19 protein-coding genes and 1 pseudogene are annotated in these 17,039 nt (G+C 50.8%); 16 read left to right on the top strand and 4 right to left on the bottom strand.

Annotation, left to right across the window (positions count from 1 at the left end):
* The first annotated feature begins 34 nt into the window (after positions 1–34).
* The 4 genes from NST84_RS11575 to lepB all read left to right on the top strand — a co-directional run bounded on the left by NST84_RS11575 (position 35) and on the right by lepB (position 2,864).
* A complete protein-coding gene (locus NST84_RS11575; protein WP_342565714.1) occupies positions 35–712 on the top strand; it encodes a response regulator transcription factor in 678 nt (225 codons plus the stop codon).
* The gene (locus tag NST84_RS11580) at positions 709–1,716 is read left to right on the top strand and encodes a HAMP domain-containing sensor histidine kinase (RefSeq protein WP_342565715.1); all 1,008 of its coding nucleotides are present in this window, start codon (positions 709–711) and stop codon (positions 1,714–1,716) included. Before NST84_RS11575 ends, NST84_RS11580 begins: the two co-directional genes overlap by 4 nt.
* 196 nt (positions 1,717–1,912) lie before the next feature.
* A complete protein-coding gene (locus NST84_RS11585) occupies positions 1,913–2,314 on the top strand; it encodes a DUF4265 domain-containing protein (protein WP_342565716.1) in 402 nt (133 codons plus the stop codon).
* Between the two features lie 52 nt (positions 2,315–2,366).
* Positions 2,367–2,864: a signal peptidase I gene (lepB, locus tag NST84_RS11590; protein WP_342565717.1), complete on the top strand. Its 498-nt coding sequence runs from the start codon at positions 2,367–2,369 to the stop codon at positions 2,862–2,864.
* Positions 2,865–2,891: 27 nt separating this feature from the next.
* Here the strand turns inward: lepB and NST84_RS11595 are convergent, their stop codons facing one another.
* Positions 2,892–3,197: a Dabb family protein gene (locus NST84_RS11595; protein WP_342565718.1), complete on the bottom strand. Its 306-nt coding sequence runs from the start codon at positions 3,195–3,197 to the stop codon at positions 2,892–2,894.
* 250 nt (positions 3,198–3,447) lie between these two features.
* On the opposite strand from NST84_RS11595, the gene NST84_RS11600 reads away from it, so the two are divergent.
* From NST84_RS11600 to NST84_RS11630, 7 genes and pseudogenes are all read left to right on the top strand, one after another.
* A complete protein-coding gene (locus NST84_RS11600; RefSeq protein ID WP_342565719.1) occupies positions 3,448–4,476 on the top strand; it encodes an HD domain-containing phosphohydrolase in 1,029 nt (342 codons plus the stop codon).
* A gap of 168 nt (positions 4,477–4,644) precedes the next feature.
* A complete protein-coding gene (locus tag NST84_RS11605; protein ID WP_090718067.1) occupies positions 4,645–5,382 on the top strand; it encodes a GTP pyrophosphokinase family protein in 738 nt (245 codons plus the stop codon).
* 80 nt (positions 5,383–5,462) lie between these two features.
* Positions 5,463–6,329 carry an HAD hydrolase family protein gene (locus NST84_RS11610; protein WP_342565720.1) on the top strand — a complete coding sequence of 289 codons (867 nt, stop codon included), beginning with the start codon at positions 5,463–5,465 and terminating at the stop codon, positions 6,327–6,329.
* A complete protein-coding gene (locus tag NST84_RS11615; RefSeq protein WP_342565721.1) occupies positions 6,322–7,959 on the top strand; it encodes a glycoside hydrolase family 9 protein in 1,638 nt (545 codons plus the stop codon). The genes NST84_RS11610 and NST84_RS11615 overlap by 8 nt, the downstream gene beginning before the upstream one ends.
* Positions 7,956–8,633, top strand: coding sequence for an HAD family hydrolase (locus tag NST84_RS11620; RefSeq protein WP_342565722.1), 678 nt, complete (start codon positions 7,956–7,958; stop codon positions 8,631–8,633). Before NST84_RS11615 ends, NST84_RS11620 begins: the two co-directional genes overlap by 4 nt.
* A 258-nt stretch (positions 8,634–8,891) precedes the next feature.
* Positions 8,892–10,484, top strand: a complete 1,593-nt coding sequence (locus tag NST84_RS11625) for a sensor domain-containing diguanylate cyclase (RefSeq protein WP_342565723.1) — start codon at positions 8,892–8,894, stop codon at positions 10,482–10,484.
* Between the two features lie 138 nt (positions 10,485–10,622).
* Positions 10,623–11,150: pseudogene (locus NST84_RS11630) on the top strand (cupin domain-containing protein); the annotation flags it as partial.
* Positions 11,151–11,473: 323 nt separating this feature from the next.
* On the opposite strand, the gene NST84_RS11635 reads toward NST84_RS11630, so the two are convergent.
* Positions 11,474–12,466 (bottom strand): acryloyl-CoA reductase, encoded by a 993-nt coding sequence (locus NST84_RS11635; RefSeq protein ID WP_342565724.1) that lies wholly within the window; start codon positions 12,464–12,466, stop codon positions 11,474–11,476.
* A 140-nt stretch (positions 12,467–12,606) separates the two neighbouring features.
* On the opposite strand from NST84_RS11635, the gene NST84_RS11640 reads away from it, so the two are divergent.
* The 5 genes from NST84_RS11640 to NST84_RS11660 all read left to right on the top strand — a co-directional run bounded on the left by NST84_RS11640 (position 12,607) and on the right by NST84_RS11660 (position 15,332).
* Positions 12,607–13,203: a TetR/AcrR family transcriptional regulator gene (locus NST84_RS11640; protein WP_342565725.1), complete on the top strand. Its 597-nt coding sequence runs from the start codon at positions 12,607–12,609 to the stop codon at positions 13,201–13,203.
* Between the two features lie 94 nt (positions 13,204–13,297).
* Positions 13,298–13,843: an AAA family ATPase gene (locus NST84_RS11645; RefSeq protein WP_342565726.1), complete on the top strand. Its 546-nt coding sequence runs from the start codon at positions 13,298–13,300 to the stop codon at positions 13,841–13,843.
* Between the two features lie 4 nt (positions 13,844–13,847).
* A complete protein-coding gene (locus NST84_RS11650; RefSeq protein WP_342565727.1) occupies positions 13,848–14,312 on the top strand; it encodes a hypothetical protein in 465 nt (154 codons plus the stop codon).
* A complete protein-coding gene (locus tag NST84_RS11655) occupies positions 14,309–14,854 on the top strand; it encodes a histidine phosphatase family protein (protein ID WP_342565728.1) in 546 nt (181 codons plus the stop codon). Before NST84_RS11650 ends, NST84_RS11655 begins: the two co-directional genes overlap by 4 nt.
* Positions 14,855–14,888: 34 nt before the next feature.
* A complete protein-coding gene (locus NST84_RS11660) occupies positions 14,889–15,332 on the top strand; it encodes a GNAT family N-acetyltransferase (RefSeq protein WP_342565729.1) in 444 nt (147 codons plus the stop codon).
* A gap of 62 nt (positions 15,333–15,394) precedes the next feature.
* Here the strand turns inward: NST84_RS11660 and NST84_RS11665 are convergent, their stop codons facing one another.
* Both NST84_RS11665 and NST84_RS11670 read right to left on the bottom strand, forming a co-directional pair.
* Positions 15,395–16,186, bottom strand: coding sequence for an ABC-2 family transporter protein (locus NST84_RS11665; protein ID WP_342565730.1), 792 nt, complete (start codon positions 16,184–16,186; stop codon positions 15,395–15,397).
* 9 nt (positions 16,187–16,195) lie between these two features.
* Entirely contained in the window at positions 16,196–17,026 is an 831-nt protein-coding gene (locus NST84_RS11670) for a hypothetical protein (RefSeq protein ID WP_342565731.1), read from the bottom strand.
* Positions 17,027–17,039 lie beyond the last annotated feature (13 nt).

Consider the following 17,039-nt stretch of genomic DNA (forward strand, 5'->3'; position numbering starts at 1 on the left):
AGCAGGAAACCATAGTTAGAGGGAAGTGTGTTACTTGAACAGAAAAGTATTATACATTGAAGATAATTTGAAAATAGGCAGCTGGGTTAAGGAAGAGTTGGAACAACGGGGGTTCACGGTTCAGTGGCTGCAGTCCGGTGAAGGAGCTGAACAAGAGGTAAACCGGCATGAAATCGTTATTTTGGACATCATGTTACCTGGCTTGGACGGATTTACTGTGGGAAGACGGTTAAAAAGGGCAGCTCCTGCTGTTCCGATTCTCCTGCTGTCTGCCCGGACATCGGTAAATGATAAGGTAGACGGTTTGCAATTCGCTGATGATTATTTAACGAAGCCGTTCCATACGGATGAATTAGTGGCGAGAATGGAAGTATTAATCCGCCGGAGGAGCGGGACATATCCCGGGCGTATTTTACTGGGAACTCATATCGAAGTAGACCAGCAGGCGCAAACGGTATATGACAAGCGTACAGGAGATGAAATACTTTTAACAGGTAAGCAGCATCAAATCCTGATGTACTTCTTGCGCCACCCTAACCAGGTGCTGCCGAAGGAACAGATTTATGAAGCCGTCTGGGAGGAAGCTTATATAACAGGTGATAAAACTTTGATGGTACATATCCGCAGACTGCGTCAAAAGCTGGAACGTAACCCGGATGCTCCGGAGATTATCGAAACATTAAAGGGGATAGGCTACCGGGTGAAGCTATGAAACAGGGCAGATCACTATTCCGCCGTTACTTAAAAGTACATTTTCTGTTTATCTTTTTTCCTCCTCTAATAATGCTTCTTTTTTCTGCGTTTGTCGGGTTTACTGTTAATGAAGTAAATCTGGATACGATAAATCCTTTTTTCGTTACACTTTTTTTGTTCAGTTTTATTATGGTTGCCTTTGTTATAATATCCTGGCTGTTCTTCCTGCGGCTCCGCAAACGTCTGATCAGTCTGCAGGAAGTCATGACATTTTCTGCTGATCATAACACCTTCCCTGAACCTGTACCTGTTCATAGTGACCGTATGGATGAAATAGACCAGTTAGGACTTTCTTTCAATTGGATGATTCAGCAGCTTGAAGACAGCCGTAAGCGGGAATACGAAGAGGAGTTATTAAGGCATCAGCTCATCGCGAATTTATCGCACGACCTGCGGACGCCGCTTACCATTTTGAGAGGACATATCAACAGATTACATAAAGAATCCATATGTCCGGAAGGGCAAGACTCATTAACAGAGATGGACCATACGATTACAAGAACCGGAGATTTGATGGAGGATTTATTTTCCTATACATTGCTTACCTCGGGAAAAGATCCTTTTGTGCCCGTTTCAACAGATATAGCCCGTCTGGTAAGAGCAGCTGTTGCCGCCTGGTATCCTGTATTCGAAGAGCAAGACATTCAGATCGATGCCGAACTGCCGGCTGATCATACTTTTTATTGGGACGCAGATCCTAAATGGCTGACCCGGGTTCTTGATAATTTGTTTCAGAATATAATCCGGCATGCAGCAGAGGGGAAATATGTAAACATCGTGGTTGATGTGGAAAATGAACAGATCATTCTTGCGGACAAAGGCCCGGGTATGGATAACTCCTCATATGAGGGTGGAGCGGGGATTGGCTTATCGGCTGCACATTATATGCTGCAAAAAATGAAGCTGAAAGCTGACTTTACATCAGATACAATTGGCACAAGAGTAGCAGTTGGCAGAGCTTAACCTAAAAGTAACCTAAAATTAAACAGGCTGATACCCGTGATGTAACTTTGTCTCTTTATAATGAGAACCATAGCCGGAAGGAGGTATTAAGCTTGCTGCCGCAGGCAGCGGTCCGATGAGCGTCCTCATTGCCAAACCAGACAAGTTTGAATACAATGAAGATTCACGGATTTTGCTAAGAGAATTGAGGTGTATTATGCCGGAAACAGTAGGGCTGCATATCTGTTTTGATGAGTCAGGGCGTGAAATTGAGGTGCTGGATGTGATTCCAGTGGCGAACGATAAATACAGAATCGAAGAAACACCGATTTTTTACCCGGGCATTACGCTTGGAGATATTATCCGGGTGAAAAAGAAGCAAGGTATATCCTATTACGTGGAGACGGTCCAAAAATCCGCATACGAAAGATTCGCCTGGCTGCTCAGCAAGGAAGCGGCGTCCTCACCGGAAATCACTGCCCTGAAGCGGGTTGTCGAAGAGAACGGCGGCAGGTATGAGCAGATCTTCGGCGGTTTTCTTGTGATACATATGAGCAGCAGCGCGGCAGTTGATGTGGAAGCTGAAATGACGCGGATTTTGGCCAAATTTGAACTCTAGCTCTAATTCCAATTCCAATTACTAATTCAAATCGGACAAACGGGGTGCCAACATGAAAAAAATTCTGAAGCAGTGGCTGCCAAGTATTGCGCTGGGTATAATCCTGTCCCTATTTATCCGTTCCTATGTTGCCGAAGCAATGAGAGTCCCGACCGATTCCATGGTTCCGACGATTGAAGTCAATGACAGGCTGTTTGTGGAAAAAATGCTTTGGATGACCAAGCTTGCGCATGGTGATATCGTTGTTTTCTACCCGCCGGTACCCGGCGAGGAAGGGAAACGTTATGTAAAACGGCTGATCGGACTGCCGGGTGATACGATTGAGATCAAAGACGGGGCACTTTACCGGAACGGCAGCCAGATCGATGAGCCGTATCTGAAGGAAACGATGACCTATACCTTCGGACCGGTTACCGTGCCGGAAGAGCATTATTTCTTCCTTGGCGACAACCGGAATGTCAGCTATGATGCCCATTTGTGGCCAACTCCGTTTGTCGCCAAGGATCATCTGGTCGGCAAGGTGCTTGCCGATGTAAACGACTTATTTTAGAGCAGCTGTCCGCCGAACTGCGCGGAATCAGCCATGTACCGGATAATCTACAACTACAACACTTTCAATAATCCCCTCAAGCATTGCCACAAAATTCTGATGGGCCGGATGCGGCCCATATGCGCGCAGGGCTTCCTGATCTGTAAAGGTCACGCGGAGCCCCAGCGTATAGCCATGGATATTCTCCGTTTCTTCGGTCACATTCACTCCTGCGGTTAAACCGGTTATTCCAGGTATTTGCTCCTTCAGATTCAAAAGCGTCTCTACCAGCTGCTGCTCCTGCTCAGGCTTATAGCTGCTGTTAAACTTAAACACTACCAAATGCTCGAACATAACAAACCTCCTTAACAATATGAGCTGGAATTGATTATACTATTGATTTGCATGCAAATGATAGGAAGGAAAGAAGTCTTTCTGCAGTAACCATTACATTTATGGAAAAAAGCGCGGCTAAAGTCGGGTTACATTTGACCTAGGCCGGACAGCTGAATGCGACTTTAACCATATTGTTACCGGGAGGGCATTTGGCTATGATCAAAGAATATAAGGTTTAATTATTTGCAATTTGAAGGAGTGCTGCAACTTGAAGGTTCATGTCACAGATCTTAAACCAGGTGACCGTCTCATGACTGACACTTTCAATAGTGTAGGCTTGCATATATTACCGGGCGGAACGGTAGTCCGCCGTGAAGAGATATCCTTGCTGATCAGACACCGGCTCGACTATGTGTCCATTCAAGTCCGTCAGCTGGCGGGAGGCGCTGAGGAGCAGAGCCATGGGCTGCATAATGAATTCGACCAGGTCATCATGAATTACGAGGCGACCTTTCTTGAGGCGTTATCCCAGGGATGCTTCACCCCGGCGCTGGTGGATGCTACGCTGCAGCCGCTGCTCGCGACTCTGGATAAGCAAAAGGACGTTGTTTCGCTGCTGCTGCTGCTTGACCGTGAAGATATTGATACGTATCAGCACTCCCTTCAAGTGGGGCTGCTGTCTTACTATATTGCCACATGGCTTGGTCATTCGAAAGAGGAGTGCTACCGGATCAGCCGTGCCGGCTATCTGCATGATATCGGCAAAAGCCAGGTGCCTTTGTCTATCCTGAACAACCCGGGACTGCTGAGCGCAGAGGAGACAGATGAGCTGAAACGCCATACTGCCTATGGTTACGATATCATCCGCAGTTCGATGAAGGATGAAGACACAGCGCTTGTTGCACTGCAGCATCATTACTTTGAAGAAGCTGCGGGTTATCCGTCGGGTTTCTCCAGATCGGAAATTCATCCCTACACCGAAATTGTTACAGTTGCAGATCTATACATGAAGCTGACCACTTCAAGACTGAGCCGTCCCAAGCAGGGGCTGGTAAGCGTTCTGCGCCAGGTGCATGAATGGGGCTTCGGCAAGCTGAACGGGAACGTAGTCCAGGCGCTGACAGGTCATCTTTTACCGGGCTTTGTAGGCAAAACAGTGCAGCTAAGCAACGGGGAAACAGGCACCATTGTAATGAACAATGCTCTGGATATTTTTAAGCCGCTGATCAAAGTGAATGAAACGTACCGGGACCTGTCCCGCGAACGTAACTTAATGGTAGATGAGGTTTTAGTATAAAGCAAGGCCAGTTCTACATTAATGTCCGAAAAAGTCACCCTTCAATCCCTGTGCGGGACGGGGGCGGCTTTTTTTGCTTTATGGTTATATTTGAATTCCTTAGGCTGACTGGCTATGATTAAAAGAGAACCTGCTAAACCTTTGGCAGCAGAAAGAGGAGAAATGAAGATGAACGCTGGCAACCAGATTGAGAATTTTAAACAGATCAAGTACGAACTGACCCGGTTTATGATGATTTACAAGTTTGCCCTGGAAGAAATAGAGACCAAAATTGAAATCCTGAAGCAGGAATTCCAGATGCTCCATGACTATAGCCCGATTGAACATACCAAGTCCCGCATCAAATCCCCGGAGAGTATCATGAACAAAATGCTCCGCAAAAACAAACCGTTTTCGCTGGACGCAGTAAGATCAAGCATCAAGGATATCGCCGGACTGCGGATCACCTGCTCGTTCATTTCGGATATTTATCAGGTCAGCGAGATGCTGCAGAAGCAGGACGACCTGAAGGTGCTGCAGGTTAAGGATTATATCAAAAATCCGAAGCCGAACGGTTACCAGAGTCTTCACCTGCTGGTGGAAGTGCCGGTATTCCTGTCGGACTGCACAGAGCTGGTATGCGTAGAGGTGCAGATCCGTACGATTGCCATGGACTTCTGGGCCAGCCTAGAACATAAAATTTTCTATAAATACAGCCAGTCTGTACCTGAGCACCTGACCCGTGAGCTGAAGAATGCGGCTATAAAAGCGAATGAGCTGGATCTGCAGATGGAACGCCTGCACCGTGAGATTCAGGAAATCAAGGATGCCCAGGCCGAGGATGATTCCATTGAGTTCCAGCGGATCATGATTAATAACCAGCAATTCAATCTGCCGGCCGGTTTTATGAAGCTGCTGGGGGAATAATCACAGCCGGAATGAGCGGCAGCGTATAGCATGTATTTAAGCAGATGGCGGGTGCCATCAAAACTTAAAGGAGAGTGCATATGACAGCTGAGGCCTATATCACGGATCTGGATGGTACGCTGCTCACTTCGGACCAGAGGCTTACAGACTTTACGGTGCAGGTGATAACGGAGGCGCTGGATCAGGGAGCGCTGATAAGCTATGCAACAGCCAGAGGCTATATCAGTGCAGCCCGCGTAGTTTCGCAGATTCCCTGGAAGCATCCGCTCATTCTCTACAACGGGGCTTTAATCTATGACGGAATTAATGGAAAAGTAATCGGCGGTTATTGGCTGGACCCAGTTATTTCCGGGGAAATTATATCTCTCGGCAGGAAAGCGGGCGGCTTAACCCCTTTTTATTTCTCGCTGGATGAAGATGATAATGAGCGGGTGCTGTATGAACCGCTGACAAGGAGCGGGGAGATCCGGTTTTATAACAGCCGGCCCGGAGACAAGCGGTTCAGGGAAGTGAACAGGCTGGAATGCCCGGACGGCTGCCGGACACTGATTATCAGCTATATCGGCTTGCTTGAGGAGCTTCAGCCTATCCGGGAGGCGGTGCAGGAGAGGTTCGGCGATCAGCTGCAGATCCATTTCATGCAGGATATATACATAGAGGATCACTATTTCCTGGAGTTTAGTCATCCCCGGGGCAACAAAAGCGACGGGCTGAAATTGTGGGCACAGCATATGGGCGTTGAGCCGGACAAGATCACAGTGTTCGGTGACCACATTAATGACCTAGGACTGTTTACGGCAGCAGGTACAGGAATTGCTGTGCAGAATGCCCAGCCTGAGCTTAAAGCACTGGCTGACAGGGTAATTGACTCCAATAATGAAGATGGTGTAGCAGTATATCTGGAACAGGCACTGAAATTAGAAAAGGAGTGTGTATCAGGTGAGTGAACACAATGTCCGCGCAATTACAGTGAATCAGATCGGGTATCCGGCCGGGGGGAGGAAGATTGCCCTGTTTACAGGCGGGGTGCATAAATACCGGGTTTTGGATGCCGGAACAGGCGTATCCGTGTTCAGCGGGGAAACATCTGCGGCATTAGCGGATAAGTCCAGCGGTGCTAATGTGCATGCAGGAGATTTTTCTGCTGTCACTGCTCCCGGCCGGTACTTCATTGAAGCCGAGAACGGGACAGGATCCGCTGAGTTTGTTATTGGAGAGCGTCCTTACGGGGAACTGCAAAAGGGATTATTGAAAGCCTTTTATTTTTACCGGTGCGGTGCGGAATTGTCCGGAGAATATGCCGGGCCATGGGGACATGCAGCCTGTCATCTGGCTGAGGGAACAGTGATCGGCCAGCCTGGCGTTAAGCTGGACAGCAGCGGAGGCTGGCACGACGCCGGGGACTATGGTAAGTATTCCGGTCCGGGGGCGAAGGCGGTTGCTGATCTGCTGCTGGCTTTTGAATGGTATCCTGCTGCTTTTTCGGATGCGTTTACACTGCCGGAGAGTGACGGCAAAACGCCTGATGTGCTGCTGGAATGCAAGGTCGAACTGGACTGGCTCTTTAAAATGCAGGAAACCGTCAGCGGCGGCGTATATCACAAGCTGACGACTGCGGGTTTTCCGGGTCTCGATGTGATGCCTGAGGATGATACAGGAGAGCTGTTTTTCTCGCCGGTTTCGGCAGCTGCCACGGGTGATTTTGCCGGGGTGATGGCAATGGCGGCAAGAGTATATAAGCCTTGGGACGGGGAGTATGCAGCCCGCTGCCTTGGGGCAGCAGAGTCGGCCTGGCGCTGGCTGGAGCTGCATACGGAGGAACCGGGCTTTACCAACCCGCCGGAAATTACAACTGGTGAATATGGTGACAATGTAGACCATGATGAACGCTTCTGGGCAGCGGCAGAGCTGTACCGGACTACGGGTGAAGAGGTATATCATCAAGCTGTACAGACGCTGGCACGTCAGCTCTTCCCGAAATTCGCTTTGGGCTGGGCAGACATGGGCGGTTACGGCACACTTGCTTATTTGCTTACCGGCAAAGAGCAGACGGATGAAGGATTGTACCGGACACTTCAGGAAGGTCTGCTGGAGGAAGCAGACCGGCTGGTTGCGGTAAGTGAACAGGATGGCTACCGCATCTCCCTGCGGGAAGAAGATTACATCTGGGGCAGCAATATGCTGGTGATGAACAATGCCATGCTGCTGCTGGCAGCGGAGCGGTTTAGCGGGAATCTTTCCTATGCCGATTGTGCCCTGGATCATCTTCATTATCTGCTGGGCCGCAATGTGCTGGATATCAGCTATGTGACCGGCTACGGCGACCGCCCGGTCCGCCATCCGCATCATCGTCCTTCGGTCGGAGACGGAGTGGAGGAGCCGGTTCCCGGGCTTGTATCCGGGGGGCCTGACCGCGGTCTGCATGATGAATATGTCAGGGAGCATCTGGAGGGAAGGCCTGCGGCGCAATGCTTTGCCGATCATGAGCTCAGCTACTCTACGAACGAGGTTACGATTTACTGGAACTCGCCGGCTGTTTTTGTGGCAGCCCGGTTTAATGGAGAAACGGGCAGGTGACAAGGCGCTATGAGGTGATCAGCCTGGATATGTTTCAGACTCTGGTGAATATTGAAGGCCGGAGGGAGCATGTGTGGAGGCCTATTCTGCAGCAGAATTACAGTGAGGAGCGGGCGAAGGAGCTTGGCAGCCAGCTATTGCGAAGTTATTATGAGTCGGCGGCAGAGATCAGGAAGCAGGGGAGCTTTTGGACCAGCAGAGAGATCTATTTCCGCGGCTTCAAGCGGGTATTCCAGCAGCATAGGGTGGACTTTGACTACGCTCAGGCTGTCGATATTTTGTTTGCACAACACCGGCGGTCTGCATTGTATGAAGATACTGAACGGTTTTTGCAAAAGGTGTGCCGGGAATATCAGGTGTGTATTGTAAGTGATACAGATAACCTGATGCTACCGGAATTCTATCTGGATTATCCTGTCACCTTATTTACTTCTGAAATATACCAGTCCTACAAAAACGATAGCCGGAACATGATGTTCCATGAAGTCATTACCCGTTACGGAGTAGCACCGGAACAGATTATTCACATCGGGGACGGCTCTTCGGATGTTCTGGGTGCAGCAAGGGCGGGGATTACCGCCTGCTGGATTAACCGGACTGATGCCTGTTGGGAGCATGAAGTCAAGCCGGATTATACAGTAGCTTCGCTGGATGAATGCTATAGGCTTCTATAGAATATATTTCGAACGAAAACCGCGATTACTCCGCTAAATTAACGTAGTGGATAGTGAGTACAATAAAGGAGCAGGCAGCTCGGGACCTTCCCTGGTGCCTGCTCCTTTTATTTGCTTAAATGGGCTAAAGTCTGCTAATCCCTGCCGGCCTGAACGATTTTGTCCACATGAAACTGGAAAAGAAATCTGGATGTTGATTCTTCACCAATCGTATATAATGAAAGCAAACAAGCCCGGCGGATTAGGGGGTTAAGAGAAATGCCCAGACCAGAAGGAGCAGAACACAGACCCAGGAAGAAGCTTAGCCTTACATTGCTGCTCATGGCGCTGGTGACTATGGTTTTTCTGCTTACCACAACGATACTGCTGATTGGTTCCTACCAATCCAAAAAGAAATCATTAATAGAAACAACACTTAACCTGAATTACACTAATGCGGACAGAATGAGTAAGACGATAGACTCGCTGTTTCGTTCGATGCGCAGCAGCCTGATTTTCAGCGCGGATCAGATTGCCAATCTGGGAGCTGTACCGCCGAAAAGTATTGATGCATATCTTGATTTGTCGCGCAACAGCAGCAACTATTTTAATTCGATTATTCTGGTTGATGCTGATGGAAACGTTTTGAATAATTCACCGGCTGCACTGGGTATGGAGGGCAGGCAGATTGCTTCACCCCAGGTCAAAGAAGCGCTCAAATTAAAAAATTCATATCTGTCGGCGCCTTTTATTGCCCCGTCAACCGGCAGAATGCTTTTCTTTATGAGCGAGCCGCTCTATAACAAAGACAGGCATTACCTGGGACAGCTCATCGGCAATGTCTATCTTCAGGATTATAATATCCTTAATATGATATTCGGAAACAATGAGATAGATGAGTCAGGATCTTATTACTATATTGTGAGCAAGGAAGGACGTTTGCTGTATCATCCGGACATTAGCAGATTAAATGATGATGTTACGGGCAACAAGGTTGTCGCGCAGTTAATGCAGGGTCAGAGTGGCAGAATGCAGGCGGTAAATACGCAAGGGGTTTCTATGCTTGCCGGCTATTCGTCTGTCCCCTCCAACGGCTGGGGTGTTGTGGTTGTCTCTCCGGCAGATGTTATACAGCAGCAGCTGTTGGTGCATCTGCGCAAAATCCTGGCCTACACCCTGATTCCCTTTGTGGTTCTGCTGTTCTGTGTATTTGTCCTGGCCCACCGGCTGGCTAAACCGTTCGTGGTGCTTGCTGACCTGGTGAACAGAATCGGCAAAGAGAATATAGAGATGCCCGAGCTGAAGCCGCATTGGAACCGGGAGGTCGATCTGCTTACTACAGCAGTTGTGCTGGCCTGGAGGGACATCCAGAAGCAGACTGACCAGCTGACCCAGGAAGCGATGACGGATCTGCTGACCGGCTTGATGAACCGCAGGGCGCTGGATATCAGTATGAGCCAGTGGATCGCCGCACGGGTGCCATTTTCGGTTGTTGTGCTCGATGTGGACAAGTTCAAGTTTGTAAATGACACGTATGGCCATCTGGCCGGAGATGAGGTGCTGCGCCGGGTTGCCCGAATTCTTGAGGTAAGTATCCGTCCCGGCGATATATGCGCGCGTTACGGCGGGGAGGAGTTTGTATTGCTGCTGCCCCGGACCAAGGCGGAGAATGCTTATATCGTTGCCGAACGGATTCGCAAAACATTGGAGCAGACAGAGGTTCCTCTGCCGGTAAAGGTCACTTCCTCACAAGGCATTGCCCATTATCCGGCACATGGACGTACCCGGGAGGAGCTGCTGGGACGGGCCGATGAGGCTTTGTATTCAGCGAAGCATAACGGAAGGAACCGCACAGTTATATATGGCGAGTAAGACAGAAGGGCATCTTTCGCGGGGAAAGATGCTTTTTTGTTGCGCGTGTCAGCAAATAAATCGTCACATGGGCATAGGCAGATACATATTCTACCGCAGAACGATAAAAATTGGGCTTCACAGAAAGGAAGACTTTTCATGACTTCTTACATGGATTATACATCTCCGACTACTCAATTTACGGCGGATGTGAACTGCAATACGCTGTTTAAAAAGGACGACTGCAACTTCATTAATGTCCTAGGAGTCAAGCAGCTGAATACGCTGGAAAATACATCATTGCTCGATATTTTTCTCAGCAAATCCAATGTAATTGAGCCGCATTACCATCAAAATGCCGCTGAGCTGGTCTATTGTATCTCAGGAGCTGCAGTGGTTTCGCTGATCAACCCGTTCACTAACGAGCTGCTGCACTTCCCGATTACTCCCGGACAGGTGGCCAATGTCCCCCAGGGCTGGTGGCACTATGAGATCGCTACAGCGGATTGTACCCATCTGCTGGCGATTTTCGATGCGCCTACGCCTCAAGTTATCCTGGGATCCGATATTTTAAGTAAAACACCGGCCAATGTACTGGCTCATACTTACTGCTTGAATGAGGCATTGTTGAAGGAAGCGCTGGCTCCGGTGAAGCCTAAAACCTTCATCGGTCCGCCTGCGGACTGTTGTGAGCCTGCAAAGGCAGCTGCAGAAAATATGCAGCCAGTCAATGTAGCGCCTAATATGGCTCCAAATATGGCCCCGAATATGGCTCCGGTGATGGCAGGGGCCAACATACCGTACTATACGCCTCAGCCTGCTACACAGGGCTTTGGATACCAGCCGATGAATGTGCATGCCTACTATGGCCAGCCTTATGTGCAGCAGCCATACCGCCAGCTGCCTTATGCTCAGGGTATTCCGGCTTATCCGAATGCGGGAACAGATAACGAACTGTAAGTTCCAGCATTTAAAAAAAGTCCCCGGGTCTAATGACCCGGGGACTGATACTAGGACAGGCGGACAAGCACTCTGCCTCTTGTATTAGACTTAAGGATATCTTCCAGCGCAGCCGGCAGCTCAGTTAATGTGATTTCACGGTCTACCAGCATATCGAGATTGTCCGGCTTCAGGTCACCCGCCATCCGCTCCCAGATAAGCTGCCGCTTGCCGGCAGGGCAGGCGACAGAATCGATGCCCAGCAGGCTCACCCCGCGCAGGATAAACGGCATTACCGTTGCAGGAACCGCGGTGCCTGCGGTCAAACCGCTTGCTGCCACCGACCCGCCGTAAGCAATCTTGCTTAGTACGGCTGCGAGCGGGCTGCCGCCGACGGAATCTACCGCAGCCTGCCAGAGCTGCTTGTCCAGCGGCTTCACGGCATCGCCGCCAACCTCTTCGCGGGAAATGACTTCGCCTGCGCCTAACTCCTGCAGGTAACCGGCTTCAGCCGTTCTGCCGGTGCTGGCTGTCACCTGGTAGCCAAGCTTGGCAAGCATGGCAACGGCCGACCCGCCGACACCGCCGGTTGCACCGGTTACCAGTACTTTTCCCTTATCCGGCGCGGCTCCGTGATCCTCCAGCGCCTGAATGGACATCGCAGCTGTGAAGCCGGCTGTCCCGTAAATCATTGCTTCCCGCAGGCTCAGTCCTTGAGGCAGGGGGATGACCCATTCGGCAGGGATACGGGCGTATTGACTGTACCCGCCATAATGGGACACACCAATCCCATAGCTCGTAGCAATGACCGGCTGGCCCGGCTGAAAGCGGCTATCTTCTGAGGACACGACTGTTCCGGACAGGTCGATGCCGGGAATGAACGGGTAGTTGCGCACAATGTTGCCGTTCGGAATGCTGGCAAGCCCGTCCTTATAATTTACGCTGGAGTAAGCGACCTTGATCAATACCTCACCGGCAGGCAGCTCCTCCCGGGTAATCTGCTTGACTTCCACTGAGAAGGTATCGTTCTTATCTACAACCAAAGCTTGAAAAGGTTCTGACATTAATGTATCCGCTCCTATCCGTTAACTGTATGCAGGTCAGTTATATAATATTTATTCTGACCGGTCAACTTTTTTATGACTATGATATACTACACATTAAACAAACTAAGCGAACAATTACGCTGCATGGCGGAGGACATATGGTAAAGTACAAGAAATCGGAAGAGAAACGTAAACAGATTCTTTCGGCCGCTTTCCGGGCTCTGTCGGAGCATGGATATGATGCGGTCACCCTGCAGACGATTGCGGATTATGCAGAGGTCAGCAAAGGGGTAGTCCATTATTATTTTGCGAGTAAGGAAGCTGTACTTGTGGAGCTGCTGGAATGGCTGACCGGCAAAATATCTGCCAGGGAAACGTCGGCGGTGGCAGAGCAGCACACTGCAGAGGGGAAGCTTACAGCTTATATTGATTCAGCATTTGCCGGTCCGGCGCAGAACCGTTCGTTTTACCGTGTATATCTGGATTTTCTGTCCAGAGCCAGCCGCAGTCCGGTCTACCGGGAGATTAACCAGCGGTTTTATGACAGCTGTGCGGGGATCAGTACAGAGGTGCTGCTGCTGGGGCAGCAGGAGGGGATTTTTAATACGGAGCTGACTCCGGGAAATACAGCACCAGTTATCCGGGCGATTATCGACGGCTGTCTGATCCAGTGGCTGATGGCCGATCAGGATGAACTGCATGCCCATTTTAAGGAATCGTGTTATATGGCAGTTATAAAGGTACTGAGCGTATAGGGAATGGTTACATTTTTGCAGAATCTGCAATCTTATAGTATGTTAAATTATGGATAGCTATATCCGCAGTTGCGGTAACATTCAGGGGGTGCGGATGAAACGCAGAATTCATATCATGGGAGCCTCCGGGGCGGGAACCAGTACTTTGGGTCAGGCGCTTGCCCGCCGGCTTCCGCATGTGCATTTGGATAGTGACGACTACTTCTGGGAGCAGAAGTTTTCGAAGCAGCGGGAAATAACCGAGCGGCTCAGCATAATAAAAGATGATCTGGAGCAGCGAGAGCCCTGGATTTTATCCGGTGCGGTATGCGGCTGGGGGGATGTCCTGCGGCCCTATTTTGACCTGGTGATTTTTCTGTATATTCCGCCAAAGCTCAGACTGGAACGGTTAAAGGCCAGAGAATACGGGCGTTACGGTAAGGAGAGTCTGCCGGGCGGGAGCAGGTACGAAGATGTGCAGGCGTTTCTGGAATGGGCGAGTCTGTATGACACGGCAGGTCCCGAGGTGCGGAGCCTTAAGCTGCATGAGGCATGGATGATGGAGCTGGAATGTCCTGTTTTGCGGCTGGAGGGGGACTTGTCGGTAGAGGAGCGTGTGGAGGCGGTCGTGAACTACTTATCCTTTGGAAAAGAGGGCTGAGCTTATGAGAAGGAACGCTGCGGTACGAATTTTTTTACTGAACGGTTTTATAGCGGTACTTATGCTACTGACTGCCTGCAACAGCGGTACACATCATGATACGTACACTTTTTCAGGTGAGGGCGAGCACTGGTCGGCCATTTACAGCGAGACAGTCACAGAGGAGCCGGCCCTGGCCAAGGGGGGAGATGCTTACTATAAGGCATCCAGCGAGTATAATTTTCAGTTGGCCTATAAAGGGGAAACCAAAGACCTGAAGGAGATCAAGCAATTCACCTACGGATATGAGGCGCTCGGCCACAGCTCCAGCCAGACGATGGAGGGGCCGGTAAGAATGGAGTCTCTTCGCATGCACGGCTCGGGCAGCGGAACGCCGAACCGGGGGCAGGCGGTCATTACAGTAAGTGTGGAGTGGGACGGACACAAGGAGCGGTTTGAGCTGATGACGGACGGGGATGAGCCGGAGTGAGGGTCGGGCTGGTCAGACATTTCAAGGTGGAGCATCCGCCGCTTCGGGGCTGGGTGACCGGAGATCAGTTTAACCAGTGGGTTGTTGGGTATGATGAAGCTGCTGTCCAGCCCGCAAAATTTTCTGATCAGGGCCATAGCTGGGACCGCTGCATTTGCAGCGATCTGCCCAGAGCAATGCATACTGCCAGCCGCATCTATTCTGGTGTTGTTACCTATAATCCGCAGCTTAGAGAGATTGGTGTAGCAGCGGCTTGGGGAAGCCTGCGGGGCTTCAGGCTGCCTGCCCCCTGCTGGATGGTGCTTGGCCGCTTATTATGGCTGGCCGGTCATGCCTCACAGCCGGAGAGCAGGCACGAAACTAGACAGCGTATTAAAAAAGTTCTGGATGAAATGGAGACCGGGCCACCGAATACCAACGTATTGCTTGTAACCCATGGCGCGCTTATGAAGCTGCTGGAAAGTGAGCTGCGGCGCAGAGCGTACACCGGCCAGCGGATGAACCACCCCCGAAATGGACAGCTTTATATATATGAAAAATAAATATCTGCCTTCGTAAGGAGAGTTGTACATACCTATGGTAACGATCAAAGAAATTGAAGCGGATTCACTCACGGCATTAAATGAACTTTACCGGGAGCTGATCGGTGCACCGGCAGAGCCGGGCAAATTTGGTGATACTTTTGCAGCAATCAAAGCAGACAGCAGGTATGTCTTGTTAGGCGCTTATGTGGACGGTGAGCTGATGGGCTCGCTGATGGGGATTACATGTCTGGATCTGGTCGGGGACTGCCGGCCGTTTATGGTCATTGAAAATGTCGTCGTCTCTGCCCGTGCCCGACGCCAGGGTCTGGGTAAACAGCTGATGGACGCTATTGAAAAAATCGCTCATGAACGCAATTGCTTCTACATCATTCTCGTCTCCGGGGAGAAACGCAAGGAAGCCCATGTCTTCTATGAGCGGATGGGCTACCGGGAGGAGAAGGTGGAGGGGTACCGAAAGCATCTGAGCTCGCATTAAAGTTTAGTTCTGCATACGGCTCCTCCGCAAGACTACAGAAGCTGACTAACGCATCCCGTTGGTCAGCTTCCTGTGCTTTTGTAATGCTTTACGCCAATCCGCCAGACTAGCAGTGACAGTCCGAGGAAAGCTGCCCCGGCGGGAAGCGAGAGATAACCCAGCCAGGCCGGATAATCCCAGCCGCATACGGTAGCAGCCGGGTAGAAGCTGATGAACAGCATCGGCAGCATAAAGCTGAACACATTTTTCAGCACCCGCGGCATATACGGCTCCGGACAGCGGGTAATCTGGTAGCTGGCATTGGTCAGCAGATAAATCCAGTCAAGCCCTTTAATCGTGAAAAAAGCAAGCCCCGAGGTCAGTACGAACACCCCGCAATACATGATGCACCCGCCTGCGAGCGCCATTACGAGAATTCCTATTTTGCCGAAAGTCAGCTGCACTCCAAGCTCATTCAACGCCCAGCCTGCTGCGCAGATTCCTGTTATGGGGCGGACGAGCCGGTGGAGGTGAAACCTGGAGGCGGCAACCTGTACGAACAGGGAGCGGGGACGCAGCAGCAGCCGGTCAAAGTCGCCGGAACGCAGCAGATGCCACGGAAAATAGTCAAAGCCCCGGCAAAAGCTCTCCGCGAGCCCGAAGGAAGCCACTGCCAGCGAATAGACAAGAATGATATGAGCGACGCTCCATTCCCCGATATTGCCGAAGCGGGAGAACAGCAGGACAGTGGAGATCGGGTCAGAGACGACAACCACCAGCACCTGGATCAGCATCAGCCACCAGCCTTTATACTCCATCCCGGATAAGAGATGCATCCGTAAATATTTGAAATAGATTTTACTTTCGGCAATCATGACGTGTGCTCACCCTCCCTGGACGATAATATTTTTCAGCTTACGGTTCATGATCATCCGCCCTGTCACGATAAAGATTGCACTCCAGATACACTGCAGTCCAATTGCTGGCAGCGCTGCGGCCGGCGGCATCGTCCCGATGTACAGCTGGGCCGGAATGTCGGCGAAGCCGCCGAACGGCTGAAGGTAGAGAAAGGTCTGCATGAAGTCAGGCCACAGCCGCAGCGGAAGATACGTCCCGGACAAAATCCCGCTCACCAGCAGAAGCATATGGCTCGGACCGTCACCCCAGGTAACATTGAGCCGGACTACTGTCACAAGCATCGCAAATGAGGAGCAGAGCACGAAAGCCATCACCACCGAGAGCAGAAAACAGAGCAATCCGGCGGATGACGCAGGAGCACCAAGCGCATATGTTGCGGGCATCAGCAGACCAACCAATACGGTAGCGGCACTGCGAATCCAGGAGGTGCCGAGCTTACCGGCTGAGCTTTTGACGAACCAGTGGGTGTACAGATTCATCGGCCGGCACAGCTCGATCCCGACATCGCCGTTGTTGATTTTGCCCATAATCTCTCCGTCAATGCTCATCGTCTGCAGCACGAACAGCCCCTGGGCGATCCATACATAGGAGAGGGTCTGCGGCAGACTCATCCCGTTGTTGTTCCACGAACCATGCTCGCTATATGTATAAAAGACTGTAAACAGCACGCACTCCAGCAGCGCCCAGAACACACCGACCACCGTTCCAGAGATCGCGGATACACGGTATTGCAAGCCCTCAGCCATACGTATACGAAAGAGGGAGGCTGAGGCCCGGCAGGTATTTTTAAAATCCATTGCAGTTGTACAC

It is taken from the genome of Paenibacillus sp. FSL R7-0345 (assembly GCF_038595055.1).
Taxonomy (GTDB): Bacteria; Bacillota; Bacilli; order Paenibacillales; family Paenibacillaceae; genus Paenibacillus_AQ.

What these genes read in the sequence shown, in the direction of transcription:
- NST84_RS11580 (WP_342565715.1), top strand. Translation starts at nt 709, where the DNA reads ATGAAACAGGGCAGATCACTATTCCGCCGTTACTTAAAAGTACATTTT.
- NST84_RS11585 (WP_342565716.1), top strand. Translation starts at nt 1,913, where the DNA reads ATGCCGGAAACAGTAGGGCTGCATATCTGTTTTGATGAGTCAGGGCGT.
- lepB (WP_342565717.1), top strand. Translation starts at nt 2,367, where the DNA reads ATGAAAAAAATTCTGAAGCAGTGGCTGCCAAGTATTGCGCTGGGTATA.
- NST84_RS11595 (WP_342565718.1), bottom strand. Translation starts at nt 3,197, where the DNA reads ATGTTCGAGCATTTGGTAGTGTTTAAGTTTAACAGCAGCTATAAGCCT.
- NST84_RS11605 (WP_090718067.1), top strand. Translation starts at nt 4,645, where the DNA reads ATGAACGCTGGCAACCAGATTGAGAATTTTAAACAGATCAAGTACGAA.
- NST84_RS11610 (WP_342565720.1), top strand. Translation starts at nt 5,463, where the DNA reads ATGACAGCTGAGGCCTATATCACGGATCTGGATGGTACGCTGCTCACT.
- NST84_RS11625 (WP_342565723.1), top strand. Translation starts at nt 8,892, where the DNA reads ATGCCCAGACCAGAAGGAGCAGAACACAGACCCAGGAAGAAGCTTAGC.
- NST84_RS11635 (WP_342565724.1), bottom strand. Translation starts at nt 12,466, where the DNA reads ATGTCAGAACCTTTTCAAGCTTTGGTTGTAGATAAGAACGATACCTTC.
- NST84_RS11640 (WP_342565725.1), top strand. Translation starts at nt 12,607, where the DNA reads ATGGTAAAGTACAAGAAATCGGAAGAGAAACGTAAACAGATTCTTTCG.
- NST84_RS11645 (WP_342565726.1), top strand. Translation starts at nt 13,298, where the DNA reads ATGAAACGCAGAATTCATATCATGGGAGCCTCCGGGGCGGGAACCAGT.
- NST84_RS11650 (WP_342565727.1), top strand. Translation starts at nt 13,848, where the DNA reads ATGAGAAGGAACGCTGCGGTACGAATTTTTTTACTGAACGGTTTTATA.
- NST84_RS11660 (WP_342565729.1), top strand. Translation starts at nt 14,889, where the DNA reads ATGGTAACGATCAAAGAAATTGAAGCGGATTCACTCACGGCATTAAAT.
- NST84_RS11665 (WP_342565730.1), bottom strand. Translation starts at nt 16,186, where the DNA reads ATGATTGCCGAAAGTAAAATCTATTTCAAATATTTACGGATGCATCTC.
- NST84_RS11670 (WP_342565731.1), bottom strand. Translation starts at nt 17,026, where the DNA reads ATGGATTTTAAAAATACCTGCCGGGCCTCAGCCTCCCTCTTTCGTATA.